At 64.6% G+C, this 17,920-nt stretch carries 17 protein-coding genes and 1 pseudogene; 8 read left to right on the top strand and 10 right to left on the bottom strand.

What is annotated here, in order from left to right; all coding sequences use genetic code 11:
* Positions 1–340: 340 nt before the first annotated feature.
* The 7 genes and pseudogenes from QBJ89_RS02315 (at position 341) to QBJ89_RS02280 (ending at position 6,708) form a co-directional block, all read left to right on the top strand.
* The gene (locus tag QBJ89_RS02315; protein ID WP_277978935.1) at positions 341–1,516 is read left to right on the top strand and encodes a zinc-dependent alcohol dehydrogenase; all 1,176 of its coding nucleotides are present in this window, start codon (positions 341–343) and stop codon (positions 1,514–1,516) included.
* A 149-nt stretch (positions 1,517–1,665) separates the two neighbouring features.
* Positions 1,666–2,439: an alpha/beta fold hydrolase gene (locus QBJ89_RS02310; protein ID WP_277978934.1), complete on the top strand. Its 774-nt coding sequence runs from the start codon at positions 1,666–1,668 to the stop codon at positions 2,437–2,439.
* A 325-nt stretch (positions 2,440–2,764) separates the two neighbouring features.
* Complete coding sequence (locus QBJ89_RS02305) at positions 2,765–3,589, top strand: chromate resistance protein ChrB domain-containing protein (protein ID WP_277978933.1); 825 nt, start codon at positions 2,765–2,767, stop codon at positions 3,587–3,589.
* The gene (gene chrA / locus QBJ89_RS02300) at positions 3,586–4,983 is read left to right on the top strand and encodes a chromate efflux transporter (protein WP_277978932.1); all 1,398 of its coding nucleotides are present in this window, start codon (positions 3,586–3,588) and stop codon (positions 4,981–4,983) included. Before QBJ89_RS02305 ends, chrA begins: the two co-directional genes overlap by 4 nt.
* Positions 4,983–5,183 (top strand): hypothetical protein, encoded by a 201-nt coding sequence (locus QBJ89_RS02295; RefSeq protein WP_277978931.1) that lies wholly within the window; start codon positions 4,983–4,985, stop codon positions 5,181–5,183. Before chrA ends, QBJ89_RS02295 begins: the two co-directional genes overlap by 1 nt.
* Before the next feature lie 3 nt (positions 5,184–5,186).
* A pseudogene (locus QBJ89_RS02290) lies at positions 5,187–6,307 on the top strand (alginate export family protein).
* 140 nt (positions 6,308–6,447) lie between these two features.
* The gene (locus tag QBJ89_RS02280) at positions 6,448–6,708 is read left to right on the top strand and encodes a DksA/TraR family C4-type zinc finger protein (RefSeq protein ID WP_277978928.1); all 261 of its coding nucleotides are present in this window, start codon (positions 6,448–6,450) and stop codon (positions 6,706–6,708) included.
* An 82-nt stretch (positions 6,709–6,790) separates the two neighbouring features.
* On the opposite strand, the gene QBJ89_RS02275 is transcribed toward QBJ89_RS02280, so the two are convergent.
* The 9 genes from QBJ89_RS02275 to QBJ89_RS02235 form a co-directional block, all read right to left on the bottom strand.
* A complete protein-coding gene (locus QBJ89_RS02275) occupies positions 6,791–7,894 on the bottom strand; it encodes an ion channel (RefSeq protein WP_277978927.1) in 1,104 nt (367 codons plus the stop codon).
* Between the two features lie 90 nt (positions 7,895–7,984).
* A complete protein-coding gene (locus QBJ89_RS02270; protein ID WP_277978926.1) occupies positions 7,985–8,875 on the bottom strand; it encodes an aldo/keto reductase in 891 nt (296 codons plus the stop codon).
* Between the two features lie 124 nt (positions 8,876–8,999).
* Positions 9,000–9,308, bottom strand: coding sequence for a putative quinol monooxygenase (locus tag QBJ89_RS02265; RefSeq protein WP_277978925.1), 309 nt, complete (start codon positions 9,306–9,308; stop codon positions 9,000–9,002).
* A 39-nt stretch (positions 9,309–9,347) separates the two neighbouring features.
* Positions 9,348–9,761 carry a GlcG/HbpS family heme-binding protein gene (locus QBJ89_RS02260; RefSeq protein WP_277978924.1) on the bottom strand — a complete coding sequence of 138 codons (414 nt, stop codon included), beginning with the start codon at positions 9,759–9,761 and terminating at the stop codon, positions 9,348–9,350.
* Between the two features lie 44 nt (positions 9,762–9,805).
* Positions 9,806–10,939 (bottom strand): SMP-30/gluconolactonase/LRE family protein, encoded by a 1,134-nt coding sequence (locus QBJ89_RS02255; protein WP_277978923.1) that lies wholly within the window; start codon positions 10,937–10,939, stop codon positions 9,806–9,808.
* Positions 10,940–10,980: 41 nt separating this feature from the next.
* Positions 10,981–12,144 (bottom strand): zinc-dependent alcohol dehydrogenase, encoded by a 1,164-nt coding sequence (locus tag QBJ89_RS02250; RefSeq protein WP_277978922.1) that lies wholly within the window; start codon positions 12,142–12,144, stop codon positions 10,981–10,983.
* A 10-nt stretch (positions 12,145–12,154) separates the two neighbouring features.
* Positions 12,155–12,670: an SRPBCC family protein gene (locus QBJ89_RS02245; RefSeq protein ID WP_277978921.1), complete on the bottom strand. Its 516-nt coding sequence runs from the start codon at positions 12,668–12,670 to the stop codon at positions 12,155–12,157.
* Positions 12,667–13,254: a hypothetical protein gene (locus QBJ89_RS02240; protein WP_277978920.1), complete on the bottom strand. Its 588-nt coding sequence runs from the start codon at positions 13,252–13,254 to the stop codon at positions 12,667–12,669. Before QBJ89_RS02240 ends, QBJ89_RS02245 begins: the two co-directional genes overlap by 4 nt.
* A 12-nt stretch (positions 13,255–13,266) precedes the next feature.
* Positions 13,267–14,442: a zinc-dependent alcohol dehydrogenase gene (locus QBJ89_RS02235; protein WP_277978919.1), complete on the bottom strand. Its 1,176-nt coding sequence runs from the start codon at positions 14,440–14,442 to the stop codon at positions 13,267–13,269.
* Between the two features lie 135 nt (positions 14,443–14,577).
* Between QBJ89_RS02235 and QBJ89_RS02230 the strand changes: the two genes are divergently transcribed.
* Positions 14,578–16,416: a PAS domain-containing protein gene (locus QBJ89_RS02230; protein WP_277978918.1), complete on the top strand. Its 1,839-nt coding sequence runs from the start codon at positions 14,578–14,580 to the stop codon at positions 16,414–16,416.
* A 53-nt stretch (positions 16,417–16,469) separates the two neighbouring features.
* Here QBJ89_RS02230 and QBJ89_RS02225 read toward each other — a convergent pair whose 3' ends face one another.
* Entirely contained in the window at positions 16,470–17,102 is a 633-nt protein-coding gene (locus QBJ89_RS02225; RefSeq protein ID WP_277978917.1) for a sensor histidine kinase, read from the bottom strand.
* Positions 17,103–17,920 lie beyond the last annotated feature (818 nt).

The raw sequence follows: 17,920 nt of genomic DNA, 5'->3' as shown, positions 1-17,920 counted from the left end.
GTGATCATTGTCAAATGCAACGACGCTTGTGCAGAAGCAATCAAATAGATCAGGGCGGCGCGATCGTGGCTAAGGCAACCTCCGTTCGTGCGGTCGATCTGCTCCGTCCGTTACCGCCTACGGGCGGTCAGCGGCGGAGGGGACTTCCGCCGCGGGCATCCGGCAGCGACGTCCGCTAACGACCCGGTTGCGGACGTCGAGTGTCGTTCACTCCTGCTTAAAACCGGAAGTCCGTTCACATAAAGCAATAGGTGCGAGCCCGTTCCGTGCGACGAGACGTTGAAGTGGTTCAGTCGCTTTTCCGATCCTGGCAGAGCTCCTGCTCACACGGAGAAGAAACATGCGCGCACTTTGCTGGCACGGTAAGGGAGACGTCCGCGTCGACACCGTCGCGGATCCCGAGATCAAGCACCCGCGCGACGCGATCATCAAGGTCACCGCCTGCGCGATCTGCGGCTCGGACCTACACCTGCTCGACGGCTACCAGCCCACGATGGAAGCAGGCGACATCCTCGGTCACGAGAACATGGGCGAGGTCGTGGCGCTCGGCTCCGAGGTCACTAATCTGAAGATCGGCGACCGTGTGGTGGTGCCGTTCACGATCAGCTGCGGCGACTGCTGGTTCTGCCGCAAGGGCCTGTTCGCGGCATGCGACCGGACCAACCCGAATGCCGAGATGGCCGCCAAGGCGATGGGGCACTCGCCCGCCGGCCTGTTCGGCTTCAGCCACATGCTGGGCGGCTATTGCGGCGGTCAGGCCGAGTATCTCCGCGTGCCGATGGCGGACATCGGGCCCATCAAGATCCCCGACAGCGTCACCGACGATCAGGCGCTGTTCCTGTCGGACATCTTCCCGACCGGCTACATGGCCGCCGAGAACGCGCAGATCGAACCGGGTGATACGGTCGCGATCTGGGGCTGCGGACCGGTCGGCCAGTTCGCCATCCGCTCCGCGCTGATGATGGGTGCGAGCCGCGTGATCGCGATCGACGAGGTGCCCGAGCGGCTCGTGATGGCGGAAACCGGCGGTGCCGAGACGATCAACTTTGCCGAGACGGACGTGTTTGACGAACTTCAGGCCCGTACCAAGGGACGTGGCCCCGACAGCTGCATCGACGCCGTCGGCTGCGAGGCCGCCGGCCATGGTGCGGCCGACGCCGTTATGGACAAGGTCAAGGCGTCGATGTTCCTCGCTACCGACCGCGTCCACGTGCTGCGCCAGGCGATCATGAGCTGTCGCAAGGGCGGCACGGTGTCGGTACCCGGTGTCTATGTCGGCATGGGCGACAAGCTGCCGATCGGCGCGGCGATGAACAAGGGACTGACGATCAAGCTCGGCCAGACCCATGTGCAGCGTTACACCAAGCCGCTGTTGGAGAAGATCGTGGCCGGGGAGATCGACCCCAGCTTCGTCATCACGCACCCTGCCAGCCTTGAGGACGCGCCGGAGATGTACGCCAGGTTCCGCGACAAGGAGGACGGCGTCATCAAGGTGGTCATGCGTCCGCACGGCTAAGCTGCGCATCGCTCATCGTCGTGGCGGCGTACGATCCCTTTTTGAAGATCGAGCGCCGCGACGACCGGCGCACGGCAGCTCGCAGATCAACTGGTGCCATGCACGGACGGTGCTCGTTGAGCCGTCTCAGATAACCGAAATGGAACGAGATGCACGATATCAACCGCGGCTCTGGCCGCAAACTGCTGCTTGTCCACGGTCTGGGCGGAAGCTCACGGTCATGGAGCCCCATTCTAGACTCGCTCAGCGCCAGTCGAGCGGTGATCGCGATCGACCTGCCCGGCCACGGCGCGACCCCGGCGGAGCACGATAGCGGGACGTTCGACGGTCTGGTCGGGAGCGTCCAGCGCTATATCGAGAAACACGAGCTGACCGGAATTGACGTCGTCGGCAGCTCGATGGGTGCACGGATAGTGCTCGAACTTGCCAGGCGCGGCGTCGTCGGCAACGTCGTCGCGCTTGACCCGGGTGGGTTCTGGCGTGGTTGGGAGCGCACCTTCTTCAAGACCACGATCGGCATCTCGGGCCGCTTGTTGCGGGCGATCCGACCCGCCCTACCGACGCTGAGCGGTAACGCGGCCTCGCGCACTGCCCTGCTCGCCCAATTGTCCGCTCATCCATGGGCGCTTGATCCGCAGCTGGTGGCGACCGAGCTGACCGGTCTCAGTACGACACCGACGTTCGATGCGCTGGTCCATGACCTTGCGACCGGGCCGGAGCAGACCGGTCCTGCTGCCGACAGCACTGGCCGGATCGTGATCGGATGGGGCAGGCACGACAGGCTCTGCCTGCCGGGTCAGGCGGCGCGCGCAAAAGCTGCGTTCCCGTCCGCAGATCTGCACTGGTTCGAGTCCAGCGGTCATTTTCCGATGTGGGACATGCCGGAGGAGACGGTCGAGGTCATTCTCAAAGCTACACAGTGATAGTAGCGAGGAGTAACGCCGACCCAGTTGCGGACGCTCACGCCCCGTCGCGCGCGTCCCAACTTCAGCCATTCGTTCATGCCAAATGCGAAGGGAACACTCTCGATAGCGACCGCGCATGGCGGCAAACGAGCTGTGTCAAAAACGACGGTGAGCCGGGAATGAGATGGCTTTCGGAATTCGTCGATCGCGAGGATCGGAAGGCCGGCGCAGTCAGTTGACAAGTTCTTTCCAGCATGGCTGACTAGGCGCATGGGGATCGCGATCTCCCCACGAGGCGTCAGCTAAAGCATCGCGTCCAGCACGAACACGCAAGGGACGCGTCATGCCTGCTGCAAACGCCATTATACCCGACAAACTTGCCCGCCTTATCGCATCCGCCAGCGCGCCTCGCGTCGTCGATCTGCGCGACGGAGTTGCGGAATGCATTCCGGGGTCGACCTTTCCAGCCCATCCCGATCCGACTGAATGGGGCTATGCCGCCGGCTCTGCCGTCGTAACGGTCGACGCCGACGGCAATGGTTCGGCAGTCGCCGCAGCGGCCATATTGCGCAGCGAGGGTGTGGCGGCCGAAGTACTGGAAGGTGGTTTCGCCGCATGGGCGGCAGGCGCATTGCCGACCGTATCGCTCGCCCATCTGCCACCCCGTCACGAGGACGGACGCACATGGTGGGTCACGCGGGTGAGGCCCAAGGTCGATCGCATAGCCTGTCCCTGGCTGATCCGACGCTTCGTCGATCCCGAGGCTCGCTTCCTGTTCGTAGCTCCCGGCGAGGTGTTGACCGTCGCTACGCAGCAGCAGGCCGAGCCGTTCGACGTCGCGGACGAAGGCGTATTCTGGAGCCATCGCGGCGAGCGTTGCACCTTCGATGTGATGGTCGAAGCATTCGGACTTGAGAAGCATGAGCCGCTGATGCGCTTGGCGGCGATCGTCCGCGGGGCCGATACCGATCGACTTGACCTAGTGCCGGAAGCCGCCGGACTGCTCGCCATCTCGCTCGGCCTGTCCCGCATCCATAGTGATGACCACGTCCAGCTAGAGGCAGGCATGGTGGTGTACGATGCGCTCTATCGCTGGTGCCGCGACGCGCAGGGCGAAAAGCACAACTGGTCCTCGCATCAGCCGTCGCGCGGCAAGGCGTCGGCATGACTACGGTGACGGCGGAAGCAGCAACCTCGGCGCGCCCCGAGCCGGTCACGCTCGGCCAAGCCTTTTGGGTCTGGCTGCGCATCGCGATGCTCTCGTTCGGCGGTCCGGCCGGGCAGATCGCGGTCATGCACCGCATCCTCGTCGACGAGAGACGCTGGATCGGTGAACAGCGGTTCCTGCACGCCCTCAATTATTGCATGTTGCTGCCCGGGCCAGAGGCGCAGCAGCTTGCCACCTACATCGGCTGGCTGATGCACCGCACGAAGGGCGGCATCGTCGCCGGCGTGCTGTTCGTCATTCCCGGCGTCGTTGCGATCATGGCGCTGAGCTGGGTCTACGTCCTCTACGGTCGGGTCGGGGTCGTCTCAGCGCTGTTCTTCGGCCTCAAGTGCGCGGTGCTGGCCGTCGTGCTTCAGGCAGTAGTGCGGATCGGCGGACGGGCGCTCAAGTCGACGCCGGCAAGGGCGCTTGCCGCGCTGGCGTTCGTCCTGATCTTCTTTGTCGGTGCGCCTTTTCCGTTGATCGTGCTGGGTGCCGGTCTCATCGGATGGTGGTCCGCCCGGCAGGGCAGCACGGCCTTCCGGGGCGGGGGACACGGCGCATCCAAGGGCGCGGTCGTGGCCGATGCCGACACGCTGCTGGGCGAGGATCTGCCGGCCCATGCGCGGCCAACGTGGGGCGAGACGATCCGCACGGCGCTGGTCTGGCTGGCGCTCTGGCTCGTACCGGTCGCGGCGCTGCTGATCGCGCTCGGACCCGATGACGTGTTCAGCCGCATCGCGACCTTCTTCTCGACGATGGCGATGGTGACGTTCGGAGGCGCCTATGCCGTGCTCGCCTATGTCGCGCAGCAGGCGGTTGAGAATTACGGCTGGCTGGGGCCGAAGGAGATGCTGGACGGCCTCGGCATGGCGGAAACGACGCCCGGGCCGCTCATCATGGTCCTGCAATTCGTCGGCTTCCTCGGCGCCTATCGCGATCCCGGCGGGCTGTCGCCACTGGTGGCCGGCACGCTCGGCGGGCTGCTCGCGACCTGGGTGACGTTCGTGCCGTGCTTCCTGTGGATCTTCCTCGGCGCGCCCTTCATCGAGCGGCTGCGCGGCAATACCGCGGTCGCCGGGGCGCTATACGCCATCACTGCGGCGGTAGTCGGCGTCGTTCTCAACCTTGCGGTGTGGTTCGCGCTGCACACGCTGTTCCGCGAAACGACGATGATAGCGGCGGGTCCGATCCACTTCGACGCGCCCGTGCTTTCCAGCCTCGACCCCTGGGCGACGCTGCTCGCGGCGGCAGCCGTCGCCGCGGTATTCTGGCTGCGCGCCGGGATCATTATTACTCTGGCGGCAAGCTCTGTCGCTGGACTGGCGCTGTACTTCCTCGGTCTGATCGGCTGATGCGAAAGATCACGATCCTCGCCGCGTTGGCGGCAGCGCTGCCATGCGGGCCAGCCGTGGCGCAGGTCAGCGTGAGCGGCACCACCCGCCTCCGCGTCGAAACCATCGATGGTCAGGCGTGGGCCGGCTTCAACGAGAGCAATACGCTGCTCAACCTCCGCACCACGTTGGCGGCGCAATATGAGGACGGCCCTGTCTAGGTCGTGGGCGAACTGTGGGATAGTCGCGTCTACGGTGACAATGCCGGCACGCCGCTGTCGACCGGTGAGGTGAACACCCTCGAACTCGTCCAAGCCTATGCCGAATGGAAGCCGACCTCCGCCTTCGGGCGCGGCACCGCCGCCACGATCCAGGCGGGGCGATTGCTGCTCAACCTCGGCTCACGCCGGCTGGTCGCGGCCGACGACTATCGAAACACCACCAACGGCTACACCGGCGTCCGGGCCGATCTTGCTTGGCGCGGTGGGTGGAGGTCCACCGCCATCTACGTGCTGCCGCAACAGCGCCGCCCCGACGACGTGCCCTCGCTGAGACGTAATAGCGTCGCACCGGATCGCGAGGGCTTCAGCCTCGTCCTTTGGGGCGGACTGCTGAGCCGATCGAAGACAATCGGCCGTGCGACTGCGGAAACCTCGTTCTTCCATCGCGGCGGGCGCGACCGACCAGGCAGACCGACACGCGACCGGTCCCTCAACACGGGCGCTCTCCGCATCATCGCCGACCCCATTGCAGGCGGCGTCGACTACGAAGTTGAAGGGATCGTCCAGCGTGGGGGGATTTCCACGGGCCTGGCCGCCACCGCCCCGCGCCAGGACGGTGCCGCCTGGTTCGTGCACGGTGACATCGGCTACACGTTTCAAGGCGGCTGGAAGCCCCGCGTTGCCGTTGAATACGACCAAGCTAGCGGCGATCGGCCGGGGGTGGCTATGGGCGCTTCGACACGCTGTTCGGGATGCGCCGCGCCGATCTCGCGCCCACCGGGCTCTACAACGCGATCATCCGCAGCAATCTCGTCAGTCCGGGCGTGCGGATCGAGGCGACGCCTGACAAACGGACCGATCTGATGGCCTCGCTCCGCCCGTTCTGGCTGGCGGCTGGACAGGACGCGTTCTCCTCTACAGGCTTGCGCGACGCAGCCGGCCGATCGGGTTCGTTCGCGGGAACGCAGTTCGACGGGCGGGTGCGGCATCAACTGTCGAAGGCGTTGCGCCTTGAGCTCGACGCCGTCCTCTTCGCGAAGGGTGAGTTCTTGCGCACGGCGCCGAACGCACCGCTGGGCCGCTGGACAAAGTACGTGTCGCTCAACGCGACCGCGATTTTCTGAGGGAGGAACAGAGCGGCCGGCCGCACCAGGGCTGTTGTTGCATCACAAGAACGGCTGCCTCGGAAGCAGACGTAGGTTGAAGCGCTAGCATTGGCATAGGCGCACTCCGGTCCCCATATGTGTCAGGTAAGGAGAGGCAGATGGCGGGTGGTTGGGCGCGCGATGGCGCGGTGCAGGATCAGATCGATGATTCCGTGGCAGACGCAGTGTTGGCCGCACGCGCAAGCATGCCAAGCGGAACGGGTGAACCGTTCTGCACAATCTGCGGCGACGACATCCCCGACGGTCGGCGCCGAGCGCTGCCCGGCGTGCGGACCTGCATAACGTGTCAGAGCGGTCGCGACCGGCCTCTCGCCGCTACGTTTAATCGGCGAGGCAGCAAGGACAGTCAGCTGCGGTGACCGTCCCGGACTGTCGCGCGCTTGGCGACAGCCCAGAAGCCAACCCCTTTTCATATCCTTGTATCAGCCGATCTATCATGCATCAGTGCGACCTAAGAACAGTGCTCTCTGGTTCCGAACGAACATAACGGCCATCGATCTCGTCCATCGTGTAGCCGAGCGACGAGGCGACTCGCTGGGCGAGTGGCTCCCATTTGCTGCGGCCGACAATGTATCGCTCAATGCCGTCCGATTGCAGGGCAATGCCTGCGCGCTCTAGTGTCTTGGTAGCGGCAACGTAGGTCTGTCGCGACCGCCACGTCGCACTCGGGTCCGCCGTGTAATGGTCTGCGGACGGAAAGTTTCGGTCGAGGGTTTCCAGCAGCATGAAGGCCGCCTGCCGCAGCGCGGAAACAGGCGCGGACTTCACAAGCGTCCGGTAGCGGTGCGAATCGAGCCCGGTCTCGGTCAGCGTTATCAGATCGAGGAGGACGAAGGTGAAGCGGGAAACAGCATAGCGCGGCTCTTCGAAGCGGAAGTAGAACAATAGCGGGTAGAAATGATGTGCTTCCTTCGTGGCTGCGAGGGACTGCACGAGGTTGCCGAGTTCGCTCGTGGCGTCGTCGGCATCGCCGTCGGGCATCAGTCGCGCCAGCATCGCCGCGGCATCGCCAGTACCGCCTGTCATCAGGTCGATCGTCAGCGCCAGCGCATTGCGCTCTCGAAGAGCCGAGTAGACCTGGACGAGGTAGCTCAGCACCAGGCTCAGCACCGACGCACCAATGAGCGAGTTGATCAGGAAAAGAATGCGCGTGGCGGACGTATGCGGGGCATAATCACCACCGCCGACGATCGACAGGCTGTTGCCCGCAACAAGAAGAGCCGTGATAAAGTCGGTCGAACTGTTCCCGCTCGATGGCCGGACCCCGGTGCCAAGCTCGGGTTGGATGACGAGCGCCGCCGCTACGGCCAGTCCGAGCGCCCAGAAGCCGATCAGCGACACGACGATGAGCGGGCCGGCGAGCGATAGAAGCGTGCCACGACGCCGGCCGAACAACTTCGCACAGCTGCGAAGCAGCGCCCAGACCGCTCGCGTACAGTATGGCGCGAGTAGTCCCGTTCCAGCTCGCGCGTACAGGACCGTCAGGAAAATGTCCGCGAGGAACAGCAGCATCAGCGCTGCCCCGACAAACTGTTCGAGCGTCATGGCTGGCTACTCCTCTGGGTTCATAGGATCGCCGCCGGCATTCCCATGGCGAGCGCCGGATTGATTCAGCCGGTATGACCTCCCCTCGGCCTACAGCATGGGAAGCCGTCGCGGTCGGGGGCCGAGCGGGAATGCCGTATCGATCCGGGCAAGCTCGGCCTCCGTCAGTATTATTGCGCCGGCGCCTGCATTGTCGGCGGCGTGCTCCGCGCTGGACGCCTTCGGGATCGTGAAAGTCGATGACCGCCGCACGAGGAAGCGGAGCGCCACCCGACGCACGGTCGTGAAGTGGCTTTCCGCGATCTCGGCCAGCACGCGGCCACCACGGGACGTTGGATCGGGGAAGACCCCGTGACCGAAGGGGCTGTAAGCCACGGTGACGACGCCATGCTCCTCGCACCAAGGCAGCACGGCGTGCTCGATTGCGCGCTCCTCCAGATGATAGAGTACCTGGTTGCACGCCATGCGTCCCTCGCCGCCGGCTGCCCAGGCCGCTTCGAGATCGGGAACGTCGAAGTTGCTCACCCCCCAAGACAGGATCTTGCCCTGTTCACGGAGCCGCTCGAACCCTTCGAACGTGTCTTCCAGGGGGTATGAGCCCGGCCAGTGCAGAAGGTAGCAGTCCAGCCGGTCGGTGCGCAGGCGAGCGAGCGAGCGCTCGCAGGCGGTCACGGTGCCGGATATCGAGGCGTTGCTCGGAAGCACCTTGGAAACGAGGAACACCTCGTCGCGCCGGCCCGAGATCGCCTCGCCCACCACGAGTTCGGCGTCGCCGTACATTTCGGCGGTGTCGATGTGCGTCATGCCGAGATCAAGGCCATTGCGCAGGGCGGCGACCGCTGTGGGTCGGTGCGCGTCGTCGATGTACCAGGTTCCCTGGCCGATCACCGGGACGTTGCGCGGCACGGGACCAAAAGGGCGCCGCTCCATGCCGACCGTTACCGGCAAAGTCGACGCGCCAGCTGCGGAGGCAGGCGTCACGTCGCCGCCGCTTGCGACGACCGCTTGGCCGCGATCAGGTCGATCATCTTTTCAACTCCTGTGAGACAAGCTGTCCTCCGGGATCGGCTCTGGACATCCGAACGTATGGAGGCCCCCGCCTGCTCTATGCAGGCTGCTTCTCGGCAACGACATCGAGCTGCTCGATGATGGGCTTTTCGAAGAGAACACCCGTGTTCTCACCGAGCGCCTTCGCGACCTCACCCGACAGATGTGCCTGGCGCCCGTCTTCATCCGGAAAGGCGTCGAAGATGCCGAACGACGAGGGTCCGAACTGGACTCCGAACCACCTGACGGTCTTTGGCTCTTCTTCCACGATTGACAGCCCCTGGTTCAAAAAGCTCCGGACGTCGTCCTCCCGGCCGGGTAGTGCTTCGAGGCGTACCAGAACCGCCTTGCTGACGTGTGTTGCCATCTCAAATCCTTCCTTCGCTTAAGCGTGTCGTCGCGACGGTCAGAATGCGGCCGCGGCCGCCTCGGCAACTGTCTGATCCTGCTCGCCGCTGCCCCCGCTCACGCCGACTGCCCCGACGACCTGTCCGTCTTGGTGGAGGGGGACTCCGCCGGCGAAGATCATCACCCGGCCATGGTTGGATTCCTGGATGCCGAAGAACTGCTTTCCGGGCTGAGCATTTTCACCCAGATCCTTGGTGGCGATGTCAAAGGCACGCGCCGTGAACGCTTTGTTGATCGAGATGTCGACGCTGCCCACCCAGGCGTGGTCCATGCGAATGTGCGAGACGAGATTGCCGCCCGCGTCGACCACGGCCACGTTGCTGGGCGACCCGATCTCGCCAGCCTTGGCCTGGCCGGCGGCGATGACGCGTTGAGCGTCTTCAAGTGTTACGGATAGTTGGCTGATGGTCATGGCGTCCTCACTGGGTTGATCGTAAATCTCTATCTATTGTAGTTTCACGGCCGCCGCGTTCCGGTCTGCTCGAGACGCCACAGCTGTGTCGTGAGGCGGGGACCGTTCTCGGGCTTGAACCAGCTCATGTCCTGGATGCGCGAGCTGGTGACGTAGATCGTGCCGTCGGGTCCCTCGGAGAAAGTGTCGGGCCAGCGCAGCCGCTTGTCCTGGACCAGGGTGGCGACGCTGTCGCCGTCCCGGACATGCACCGCGTCCCGCTCGATCGCGCTGAGGTACATGCGCCCGCGGCGGTCGATCCAGAGCCCGTCCGTAGGCTCGGTCACGCCGGCACTCTGTACCCGAGCTTCGAGCGTATCTTTGGACAGGCGTGGGTCATTCAAGGCCTCTGTCGATATGCGATAGAGGGTGCGGCCGGTTAGCGCCTTCCAGAAAAGCGTCCGACCATCGGGAGAGAGCGCGATGCTGTCGGCGGCGAACTCGACCCAGCGCCCATCCGGGCGGCGCAGCTCCCGCCCGTCCGTTTTCACCACCACGTCCTTTTCAGGCTGAGTGCTTGGGTGGCCGTCAAGAACGCGGCGAGCTTTCCCGGTCTGTAGATCAACGACGACGAGAGCGCCCTTTGCGCCGGCATCGGTCAGATAGGCATGGTGCCCGTCCGGCGAGAACCGCACATCGTTCAGGTAGCTGCCCTGAGGCGCGACGATCTCGTCGAAGCGGATCACCTGCGCGACCTTGTTCGTCTTCAGGTCGATCCTAACGAGCTTCGGTCCACCCTGGACGACGGCTGCGGTTGCCGGCGCAGCGGGATCGACGACCCACAGATTGCCGCGCGCGTCGGCCACGACGCTCTGGACGCACACGAAGTGATCCCCGGCGGACATCTGGTTCTTTCTGGCATTGCGCCAGGCGTTCCATTCGCCATCCGGGTAAGGCCTGATCCGGCCATCGCGCGTCACTTCGGCAACCGAGATCGGCGCATCCTCGGTCCAGCGAGGAAAGTTGACGAAGATCCGGCCGTCCGTGGAGACGGTCACACCGGTCACCTGATGCTCGAAGCTGGCTACCTGCTCGAGGCGCGCTGTTCCTTCCGCGGGAGCAGTCCGCTCCTCAGCCAGGGCGGCAGTAGCGACGATCGTTACCGCCACTGCGGCGGACGCGACCCGTAGCCTGGCCATGATTGCCTCTCCATAGGATGGATGCGTACGACGACGGCGGCTCATGGCGCGAACACCGCGCGCACACAGCCGTCTTCCTTGTGCTTGAACATGTGATACCCCTTGGGGCTGTCCTCGAGCGAGAAGCGATGCGTGGCGAGGGCAGCGGGCGTCAGCTCGCCGCGCTGCGCGTGCTCCAGCAGTCGCGGTACATAGGCCTGCCCGTGCTGCTGCGCCGTCCGCACGGTGACCCCCTTGTTCATGAGCAGGCCGAGCGGGAACTTGTCCATCAGACCGTAGACGCCTAGGATCGACAACGTACCGCCCTTGCGCACCGCCAGCATCGCCTCGCGCAGCGCCGTGCCGCGGTCGGTCTCCATGTAGAGCGCCTGCTTCACCCGGTCGTAAGCCTGCTGAAGCCCGGTGCCGCCCGCCTCCATGCCAACGGCATCGATGCAGGCGTCGGGGCCGCGCCCGCCCGTCAGCTCCTTCAACGCATCGATAACGTCTACCTTCGTGTAGTCGAGCGTGGTGGCGCCGAACGCCGCGGCTTGGGCCAGCCGCTCGGGATAGCGATCGATGGCGATGACACGCTCGGCGCCGAGGATCATCGCGCCCTGCTGCGCCATCAGGCCGACGCCACCGCAGCCCCAAACCGCGACCACGTCGCCGCGCTGGATGTTGCAGAAGTCCGCGCCCATGAAACCGGTCGGCGCAGCGTCCGAGATGAACAGGGCGGCATCGTCGGACACGCCATCCGGCACGACGAAGCAGTCGGTGTCGGCGAACGGGACGCGAATGTATTCGGCGTGGGAGCCGGCATAACCGCCAAAGGCATGCGAATAGGCGTAGATGCCGGCGGTCGGATAGCCGAGCAGCGGCTCCTGCAGCTCGGGTTTGGGGTGTGTCGTGTCGCACAGCGAGTAGAGATCGTGCGCGCAGTACCAGCAATTGCCGCAGGCGATGAACGACGGCACCACCACACGGTCACCCTTCTTGACCTTCATCACGCCGCGGCCGACGTCGACGACCTCGCCCATGAACTCGTGGCCGAGCACGTCGCCGGCCTTCATTGTCGGGATGAGGCCGTCGATCAGGTGCAGGTCCGACCCGCAGGTCGTCGACAGCCGGACCTTCAGGATCACGTCGTTAGGGTTGATGATCTCGGGATCCGCGACCGTCTCGACGCGGAGATCGTTAACGCCGTTCCAGCAGAGTGCGCGCATGGGTCTTCTCCTACCGGTCAGTGCCGCCGTTGCGGGCGGCGGTCTGGTGATCGGTGGTCGGGATCTCGCCGGTGAGCGCCAGCGCGCGGAACCGGTAGAGCGCGGTCAGCACGATCTCGCGCGGGACGATGCGGAACAGCTTGACCGCGGCTTCGCCGACGATGCCGCCGGGCGGATCGAAGCGTATGTCGAGGTGCAGCTCAGTACCGCGGTCTCCGGGTGCCGGGCGAAACCGCAGACTGCCCGCGTTCGCGACGTCGGCGCCGTCGAGGGAGGTCCAACGCAGCGCGTCGGCAGCGCTCGCGTCCGTCTGCGTCTGCCATCGATACTCGCCGCCCGCCGGACCGTGCGCGACCCAATCGGCGGCACCATCGCCCGATGCCGTCACGTTGGCGAAATGCGCCCAGATCCGCGACTGTGTGTCCGGCTGAAGCCAGAGCGTGCGAAGTTCCTCGGCGGGTCTGCCGATCGTGACTGCAGCGCGTGCGGAAGCGTCGAGCGCCGCTTGGGCGGCGGGAGCGTTCATGACGCGAGCGCCGGCAGCGCGTCTGCTACCGTGCCCTCCGCGCGGTAGTCCGCCGGTATCTGGAAGTCCTTTCGGGCCAGACCGCGAGAAGCCTCGGCACCCCGCGGCAGGCCGCTGCGATCCGAATAATCGCGGTCGCTGCCCGGCTCGCGGCGGTGGGCAGCCTTCACGCTCTTGTAGGCGACGACATCGAGCAAGGTGATCCCGACGATCATCGCGGTCGCGATGGCGGCGTTGCTGCGCTTCGGATTGTCGGGATGCAGCGCGGTGGCAAGCGTCGCCAGATCAAGGCCGTCGCCCCCAATCCGCGCCGCCAGCCCGACGGGCTTGTCGATCGACAGTGTCGGCACGGCGCTCGCGAGTTCGCGGGCACCGTACGCACGGATCAGCCCTTCCTTGCCCTCGAGACCGAGAGTGCGGGCGATGCGGCCCGGCGCGACGAGCTCGGCGATACCGAGCCCGACCGAGAACCAGCCAAGCGCGCGTGCCAGCCGGTCGGGACCGGTCAGCGAGCTTGGTCCTTTGCGCTCGACACGGGGATCGCCTTCCGATCGGGCGATGCCTGAAACGTTGGTGAGTGGCATGGGATGCGTCCTTCAGGGCTGGAGCATGACCTTGATGCAGCCGTCCGCCTTGTCGCGGAACGTGGCGTACATCTCGGGGCCTTGGGAAAGCGCGACCTTGTGCGTGATGACGAACGACGGATCGATCTGCCCGTCCTCGATCCGGCGCAGCAGGTCGCCGGTCCAGCGGGGCACGTGCGCCTGCGCCATGCGGAAGGTCAGGCCCTTGTTCATCGCCATCCCCATCGGGATCTTGTCGACGAGACCGAGATAGACGCCGATGATCGAGATGACGCCAGCGGGGCGACAGACGAAGATCATTTCGCGCAACACGTGCGGCCGATCGTTCTCCAGCATCAGCATCTGCTTGGCGCGATCAACGATGGTGTCGGGCTGGCCGAAGCCGACATGGCTTTCGGCGCCGACCGCATCGATACATTTGTGTGGGCCGAAGCCACCGGTCAGCTCGTTCAGCCGCTCGATCACGTTCTCCTCGTCGAAATTGATCGTGATCGCGCCGGCGGCGGCCGCCATCGACAATCGCTCCGGCAGATGATCGATGGCAACGACCTGTTCGGCACCGAGCAGGATGGCCGACCGGATCGTCATCTGGCCGACCGGGCCGCAGCCCCACACCGCCACCGTGTCGCCGGGCTGGATGTCCGCCTGCACCGCCGCCTGCCAGCCGGTCGGCAGGATGTCCGACAGGAACAACAGTTTCTCGTCGTCGATGCCGTCGGGCACCTTGATGTGCGTCGTGTCGGCGAAGGGTACGCGCAGATATTCGGCCTGTCCGCCGGGATAGCCGCCCGTGAGATGAGTGTAGCCGAACAGACCCGCCGTCCGGTGACCGAACGCCTTGTCGCCAAGTTCGCGCTTTCGGTTTGTCCGCTGGCAGACCGAGAAATTGCCGCGGCGGCACTGGTCGCACTCGCCGCATTGGATGGTGAAGGGAATGACGACGCGGTCGCCCTTCTTCAGCTTGCCCTTTGCGCCGCTGCCGACCTCGACTACCTCGCCCATGGTCTCGTGACCCATGATGTCGCCGGGCAGCATCGCGGGGACGAGATTGTGGAAGAGATGCAGGTCGGAGCCGCAGATTGCGCAGCTCGTGACCCTGATTATGGCATCGCGGGGCTCTTCGATCGCAGGATCGGACACCGTGTCGTAACGGATGTCCTCCTTGCCGTGCCAGACTAGGGCCTTCATGCCGGTCTCCTCGGTTAAGCGAGGGGATCTAAGCGCTTATTTTCCCATGCCGGACATGCGGGTGATCCCTAGGGAACATCCCGGATCGCCGAACGGTTGGCACTTGGCCAGCAAGCCGTGAGGAGGACTGGCACCATGACCGAGACGACATCGCCAGCGATCGTGTCGCAAGGCAGCGAGAGCGCGCCTTTCACGGCCAAACTTCCGCGCCAGCTCCGCTTACTTGAAGCTTACCTCTCGTCAATCTCCGATTTCGTCTACGCTTTCGATCGCACGCGCCGTTTCGTTTATGCCAATCCCGCCATGCTTGCTCTGTTCGGCCTGTCGTGGGACGAGATGATCGGTAACACTTTCGCCGATCTTAACTATCCCACAGATCTGGCTAACCTCCTCAACGGCCATATCGATCGCATCTTTGCAGAGGGCGTGACGGTCGAGGATGAAGTTTTCTATGACACCCCGTCGGGGCATGCCTCCTACTTTTCCTATCGTTGGGGTCCTGTGCGTGGCGAGGACGGCACCATCGAGCAGGTCATCGGCGTCTCGCGCGACACCAGTGAACGGCGCGCCTTCGAAGATGCGCTTCAAAAGAGCGAAGCCCGCTTGCGCGCCGCCACCGAGCTCGTCGGCCTCGGCATATATGCCTGGGACCCGATGACCGGCGCGCTCGAATGGGATGCGCGGCTGCGCGAGATGTGGGGGTTGCCCGCCGACGCGACAGTTAACACCCAGGTCTACGAGGCCGGCATCCATCCCCGCGATCTGCCGCGCGTACATGCGGCGATCGCCGCGTGCGTCGATCCGGCCGGGGATGGTCGCTACAGCATCGAATACCGCGTGATCGGGCGGGACGACGGGGTCACGCGCCACATCGCCACGTCGGGCCAGACGACCTTCAGCGACGGCCAGCCAGCCGGCTTCGTCGGTGCAGCCATCGACATGACCGCCCGACGCCACACCGAGGCGGCGATCCGGGCGAGCGAAGCGCAGTTCCGCAGCTTCGCCGCGCACAGCAGCAACCTCATCTGGATCGGAGATCCGGTTGCTAATACGATCATCTATCGCAGCGCTGCGTTCGAGCGCATCTGGGGCACCCCCTGCGCCGAGGGACCTACCGACCTCGGCGAATGGATGAAGAACGTACACCCCGACGACCGATCGCAGGTCGAGCATGCCCTCGCCTCCGTCAAAGCCGGCGAAGTGGTACAGTTCGAGTATCGGATCGCACGACCGGCCGATGGGTCGACGCGCTGGCTTCGAGATACCAGCTTCCCGATCCCCGATGATGCGGGCGCGATCACCCGGATCGGCGGCGTTACCGAGGACCTGACGCGGGAGGACGTTCGACAAGCCTATATCGTTGGCGCCGAGGCGAGTGCGGTTCGCAAGTTGACCGGCTTCGTCCGGGGCCTCGGCTATCGCGTGCGCACCTTCGACGACGCTTCCGCCATACTCGACATCGCACCAGTCCTTTCGCCTGGTTGCGTGCTCGTGGATGTTCGCATGAGCAAGGCCGATGGCTTGGCCATACCCCGCGAACTGAAAGCGCGCTCAATCACGCTGCCGACGATCGTGCTGGATGCGCCCGCCATGGACGCCGCAGCCGGCGTTGCCGCGATGAAGGCCGGAGCCGTGGACTATGTCGCCGTCACGGACGATGCTGCCTTCCACGCCGCGCTAGAGATCGCGATGACTGAATGCCACGGTGCGACGCGTCCTCCGACGCGCGATGAGAACGCCGGTGCCCGCGTTGCACGCCTGTCGTCGCGCGAGCGCGAAGTTCTCGTCGGTCTCGTGGAAGGGGGCACCAACAAGGTCATCGGTCAGAAGCTTGGCATCAGCCCGCGCACCGTCGAATTGCACCGCGCGCAGGTCATGAACCGTGTCAACGCTCGGACCCTGAGCGAGCTTCTACAGATCGCGCTGGCTGCAGGGATCGTACCGGCAACGCAGAGTGGGCCCGCCTCTTACTGATGCGCCCAAACGGCGTAGATCTTTCGGCAAGTCAGACGCGCCCTGATGGCCCCTCATCGATGTGTGTTGACCGGCATCCGCAGCTCGAACGCCTTCGATCCCGATGGGGGCGGGATGAAAAGTCCGCCGATGGAGGCCATCAACCGCTTCGCCAACCCCATACCCAGCCCCTTGGTGCTACCCGCCGCCTCCACGAACGGAGGTCCATCGTCTTCCACGATGATCACCAGATCGCCACCGCCATTCCTTCCGATCCATATGCGGATAATTCCCGAAGCGCCGTCCTGGAACGCATGCTTGATTGCGTTCGTGGTCAGCTCGTTCACGACGAGGGCGAGCGTAGTGGTATGCGTTGCCGATAGATCGCCTGCCTCGTCTTGGACCTCGAGCGAGATCAGAATTGACCGGGGCTCCGCCTGCGACTGCAACGCCTCGCAAACCTGCCGCATCGCCCCTTCAAGGCTTGGTGTACGACCGCCATGTTGAGCGCTGCGCACACGCGCAAGGATCGCAACCCGCTCCATCACATCGGCCAGCGCCTCACGGGTCTCGGGAGTAGCAGTTCGCCTGCTCTGAAGTGCTAACAGGCCTATGATCAGCTGGAGGTCGTTGCTGCATCGATGGTTCGTCTCGCAAAGCAGCAAGTCGTCACCTTGGCCGGTCAGATGAACGGCAGGAGACATCATGGATAATTCCTCGTCATTTCGCTCTGTTCTCCAAGCTGTTAGAGGCCGGCGATCGTGCCTTGACCTGGCTGGCGCATGCGACCCCAAATTTCGGCAGCCTTGGCTCTGCCGTTCCGCCGCCGGAGAATGCTTGGGCGCAGACGGCATCGTTGCAGGCTGTTTGTAGAATACGGTGAAAGCCTCTGCGTCATCCACCTCGCTTGAAATTCTGGTCGTTGTTTGAAGGGTGCACGATCAACGCGTAATCAGGACGATACCTACGTAATTCCCCGTTGCTTCGGGCTCTCTGTGCGACAACCCAGATCGCAAGGCAGTGAAGGCCGTGACTCAATGTCGGTCGTTCCCCGCCGGCTGGACGCACGCCAAAAGCGGTCGCTCGTTCATGTGGCACCCTACGGCCCGAGTGAGGCCGACAGCAGTAAGGCAACTTACGGCTCTCCGATTTCGGCAAGCGGACACCAGGTCGGCTGAGCCCACTGCATCCTTGGCTCGGTACTCGATCGTCACCATAACGCTTCTATTCCGCTTGCCGATGCTCTACCGGCAGTAGAGCAATTTGCAGAAGGATCGGGCTACCGCCAGCTTGGCGTGCGAACCCGACCGCCGCGGAGGATGCAGTTCAGGGGCCCTGTCAAACCAAACGCACCGGCTTCGCGGGCGGCTGAAGGCTTGTGCATCGTAGGTTGCTTCAGCTACTATCCTAAGGCTGTCAGTGCTGCATACTCTCTCGAGCTGTTTTCGAGACTACGTTCGCTCGCCTGCCATCGAGCAAGCGAACGGGGTAGTAACCCGCCTATCTCACGCTAGGTGCGGTTGCT

The sequence above is a fragment of the Sphingomonas phyllosphaerae genome (assembly GCF_029623345.1).
In the GTDB taxonomy this organism is placed as follows: Bacteria; Pseudomonadota; Alphaproteobacteria; order Sphingomonadales; family Sphingomonadaceae; genus Sphingomonas; species Sphingomonas phyllosphaerae_C.
Note: the sequence above shows the minus strand (reverse complement) of the source record. Positions and strands in the feature narration are given on the sequence as shown.

Bases quoted from the DNA above. Each gene is read 5' to 3' on its own strand.
- QBJ89_RS02315 (WP_277978935.1), top strand. From the start codon at position 341: ATGCGCGCACTTTGCTGGCACGGTAAGGGAGACGTCCGCGTCGACACC.
- QBJ89_RS02310 (WP_277978934.1), top strand. From the start codon at position 1,666: ATGCACGATATCAACCGCGGCTCTGGCCGCAAACTGCTGCTTGTCCAC.
- QBJ89_RS02305 (WP_277978933.1), top strand. From the start codon at position 2,765: ATGCCTGCTGCAAACGCCATTATACCCGACAAACTTGCCCGCCTTATC.
- chrA (WP_277978932.1), top strand. From the start codon at position 3,586: ATGACTACGGTGACGGCGGAAGCAGCAACCTCGGCGCGCCCCGAGCCG.
- QBJ89_RS02295 (WP_277978931.1), top strand. From the start codon at position 4,983: ATGCGAAAGATCACGATCCTCGCCGCGTTGGCGGCAGCGCTGCCATGC.
- QBJ89_RS02280 (WP_277978928.1), top strand. From the start codon at position 6,448: ATGGCGGGTGGTTGGGCGCGCGATGGCGCGGTGCAGGATCAGATCGAT.
- QBJ89_RS02275 (WP_277978927.1), bottom strand. From the start codon at position 7,894: ATGACGCTCGAACAGTTTGTCGGGGCAGCGCTGATGCTGCTGTTCCTC.
- QBJ89_RS02265 (WP_277978925.1), bottom strand. From the start codon at position 9,308: ATGGCAACACACGTCAGCAAGGCGGTTCTGGTACGCCTCGAAGCACTA.
- QBJ89_RS02260 (WP_277978924.1), bottom strand. From the start codon at position 9,761: ATGACCATCAGCCAACTATCCGTAACACTTGAAGACGCTCAACGCGTC.
- QBJ89_RS02255 (WP_277978923.1), bottom strand. From the start codon at position 10,939: ATGGCCAGGCTACGGGTCGCGTCCGCCGCAGTGGCGGTAACGATCGTC.
- QBJ89_RS02250 (WP_277978922.1), bottom strand. From the start codon at position 12,144: ATGCGCGCACTCTGCTGGAACGGCGTTAACGATCTCCGCGTCGAGACG.
- QBJ89_RS02245 (WP_277978921.1), bottom strand. From the start codon at position 12,670: ATGAACGCTCCCGCCGCCCAAGCGGCGCTCGACGCTTCCGCACGCGCT.
- QBJ89_RS02240 (WP_277978920.1), bottom strand. From the start codon at position 13,254: ATGCCACTCACCAACGTTTCAGGCATCGCCCGATCGGAAGGCGATCCC.
- QBJ89_RS02235 (WP_277978919.1), bottom strand. From the start codon at position 14,442: ATGAAGGCCCTAGTCTGGCACGGCAAGGAGGACATCCGTTACGACACG.
- QBJ89_RS02230 (WP_277978918.1), top strand. From the start codon at position 14,578: ATGACCGAGACGACATCGCCAGCGATCGTGTCGCAAGGCAGCGAGAGC.
- QBJ89_RS02225 (WP_277978917.1), bottom strand. From the start codon at position 17,102: ATGATGTCTCCTGCCGTTCATCTGACCGGCCAAGGTGACGACTTGCTG.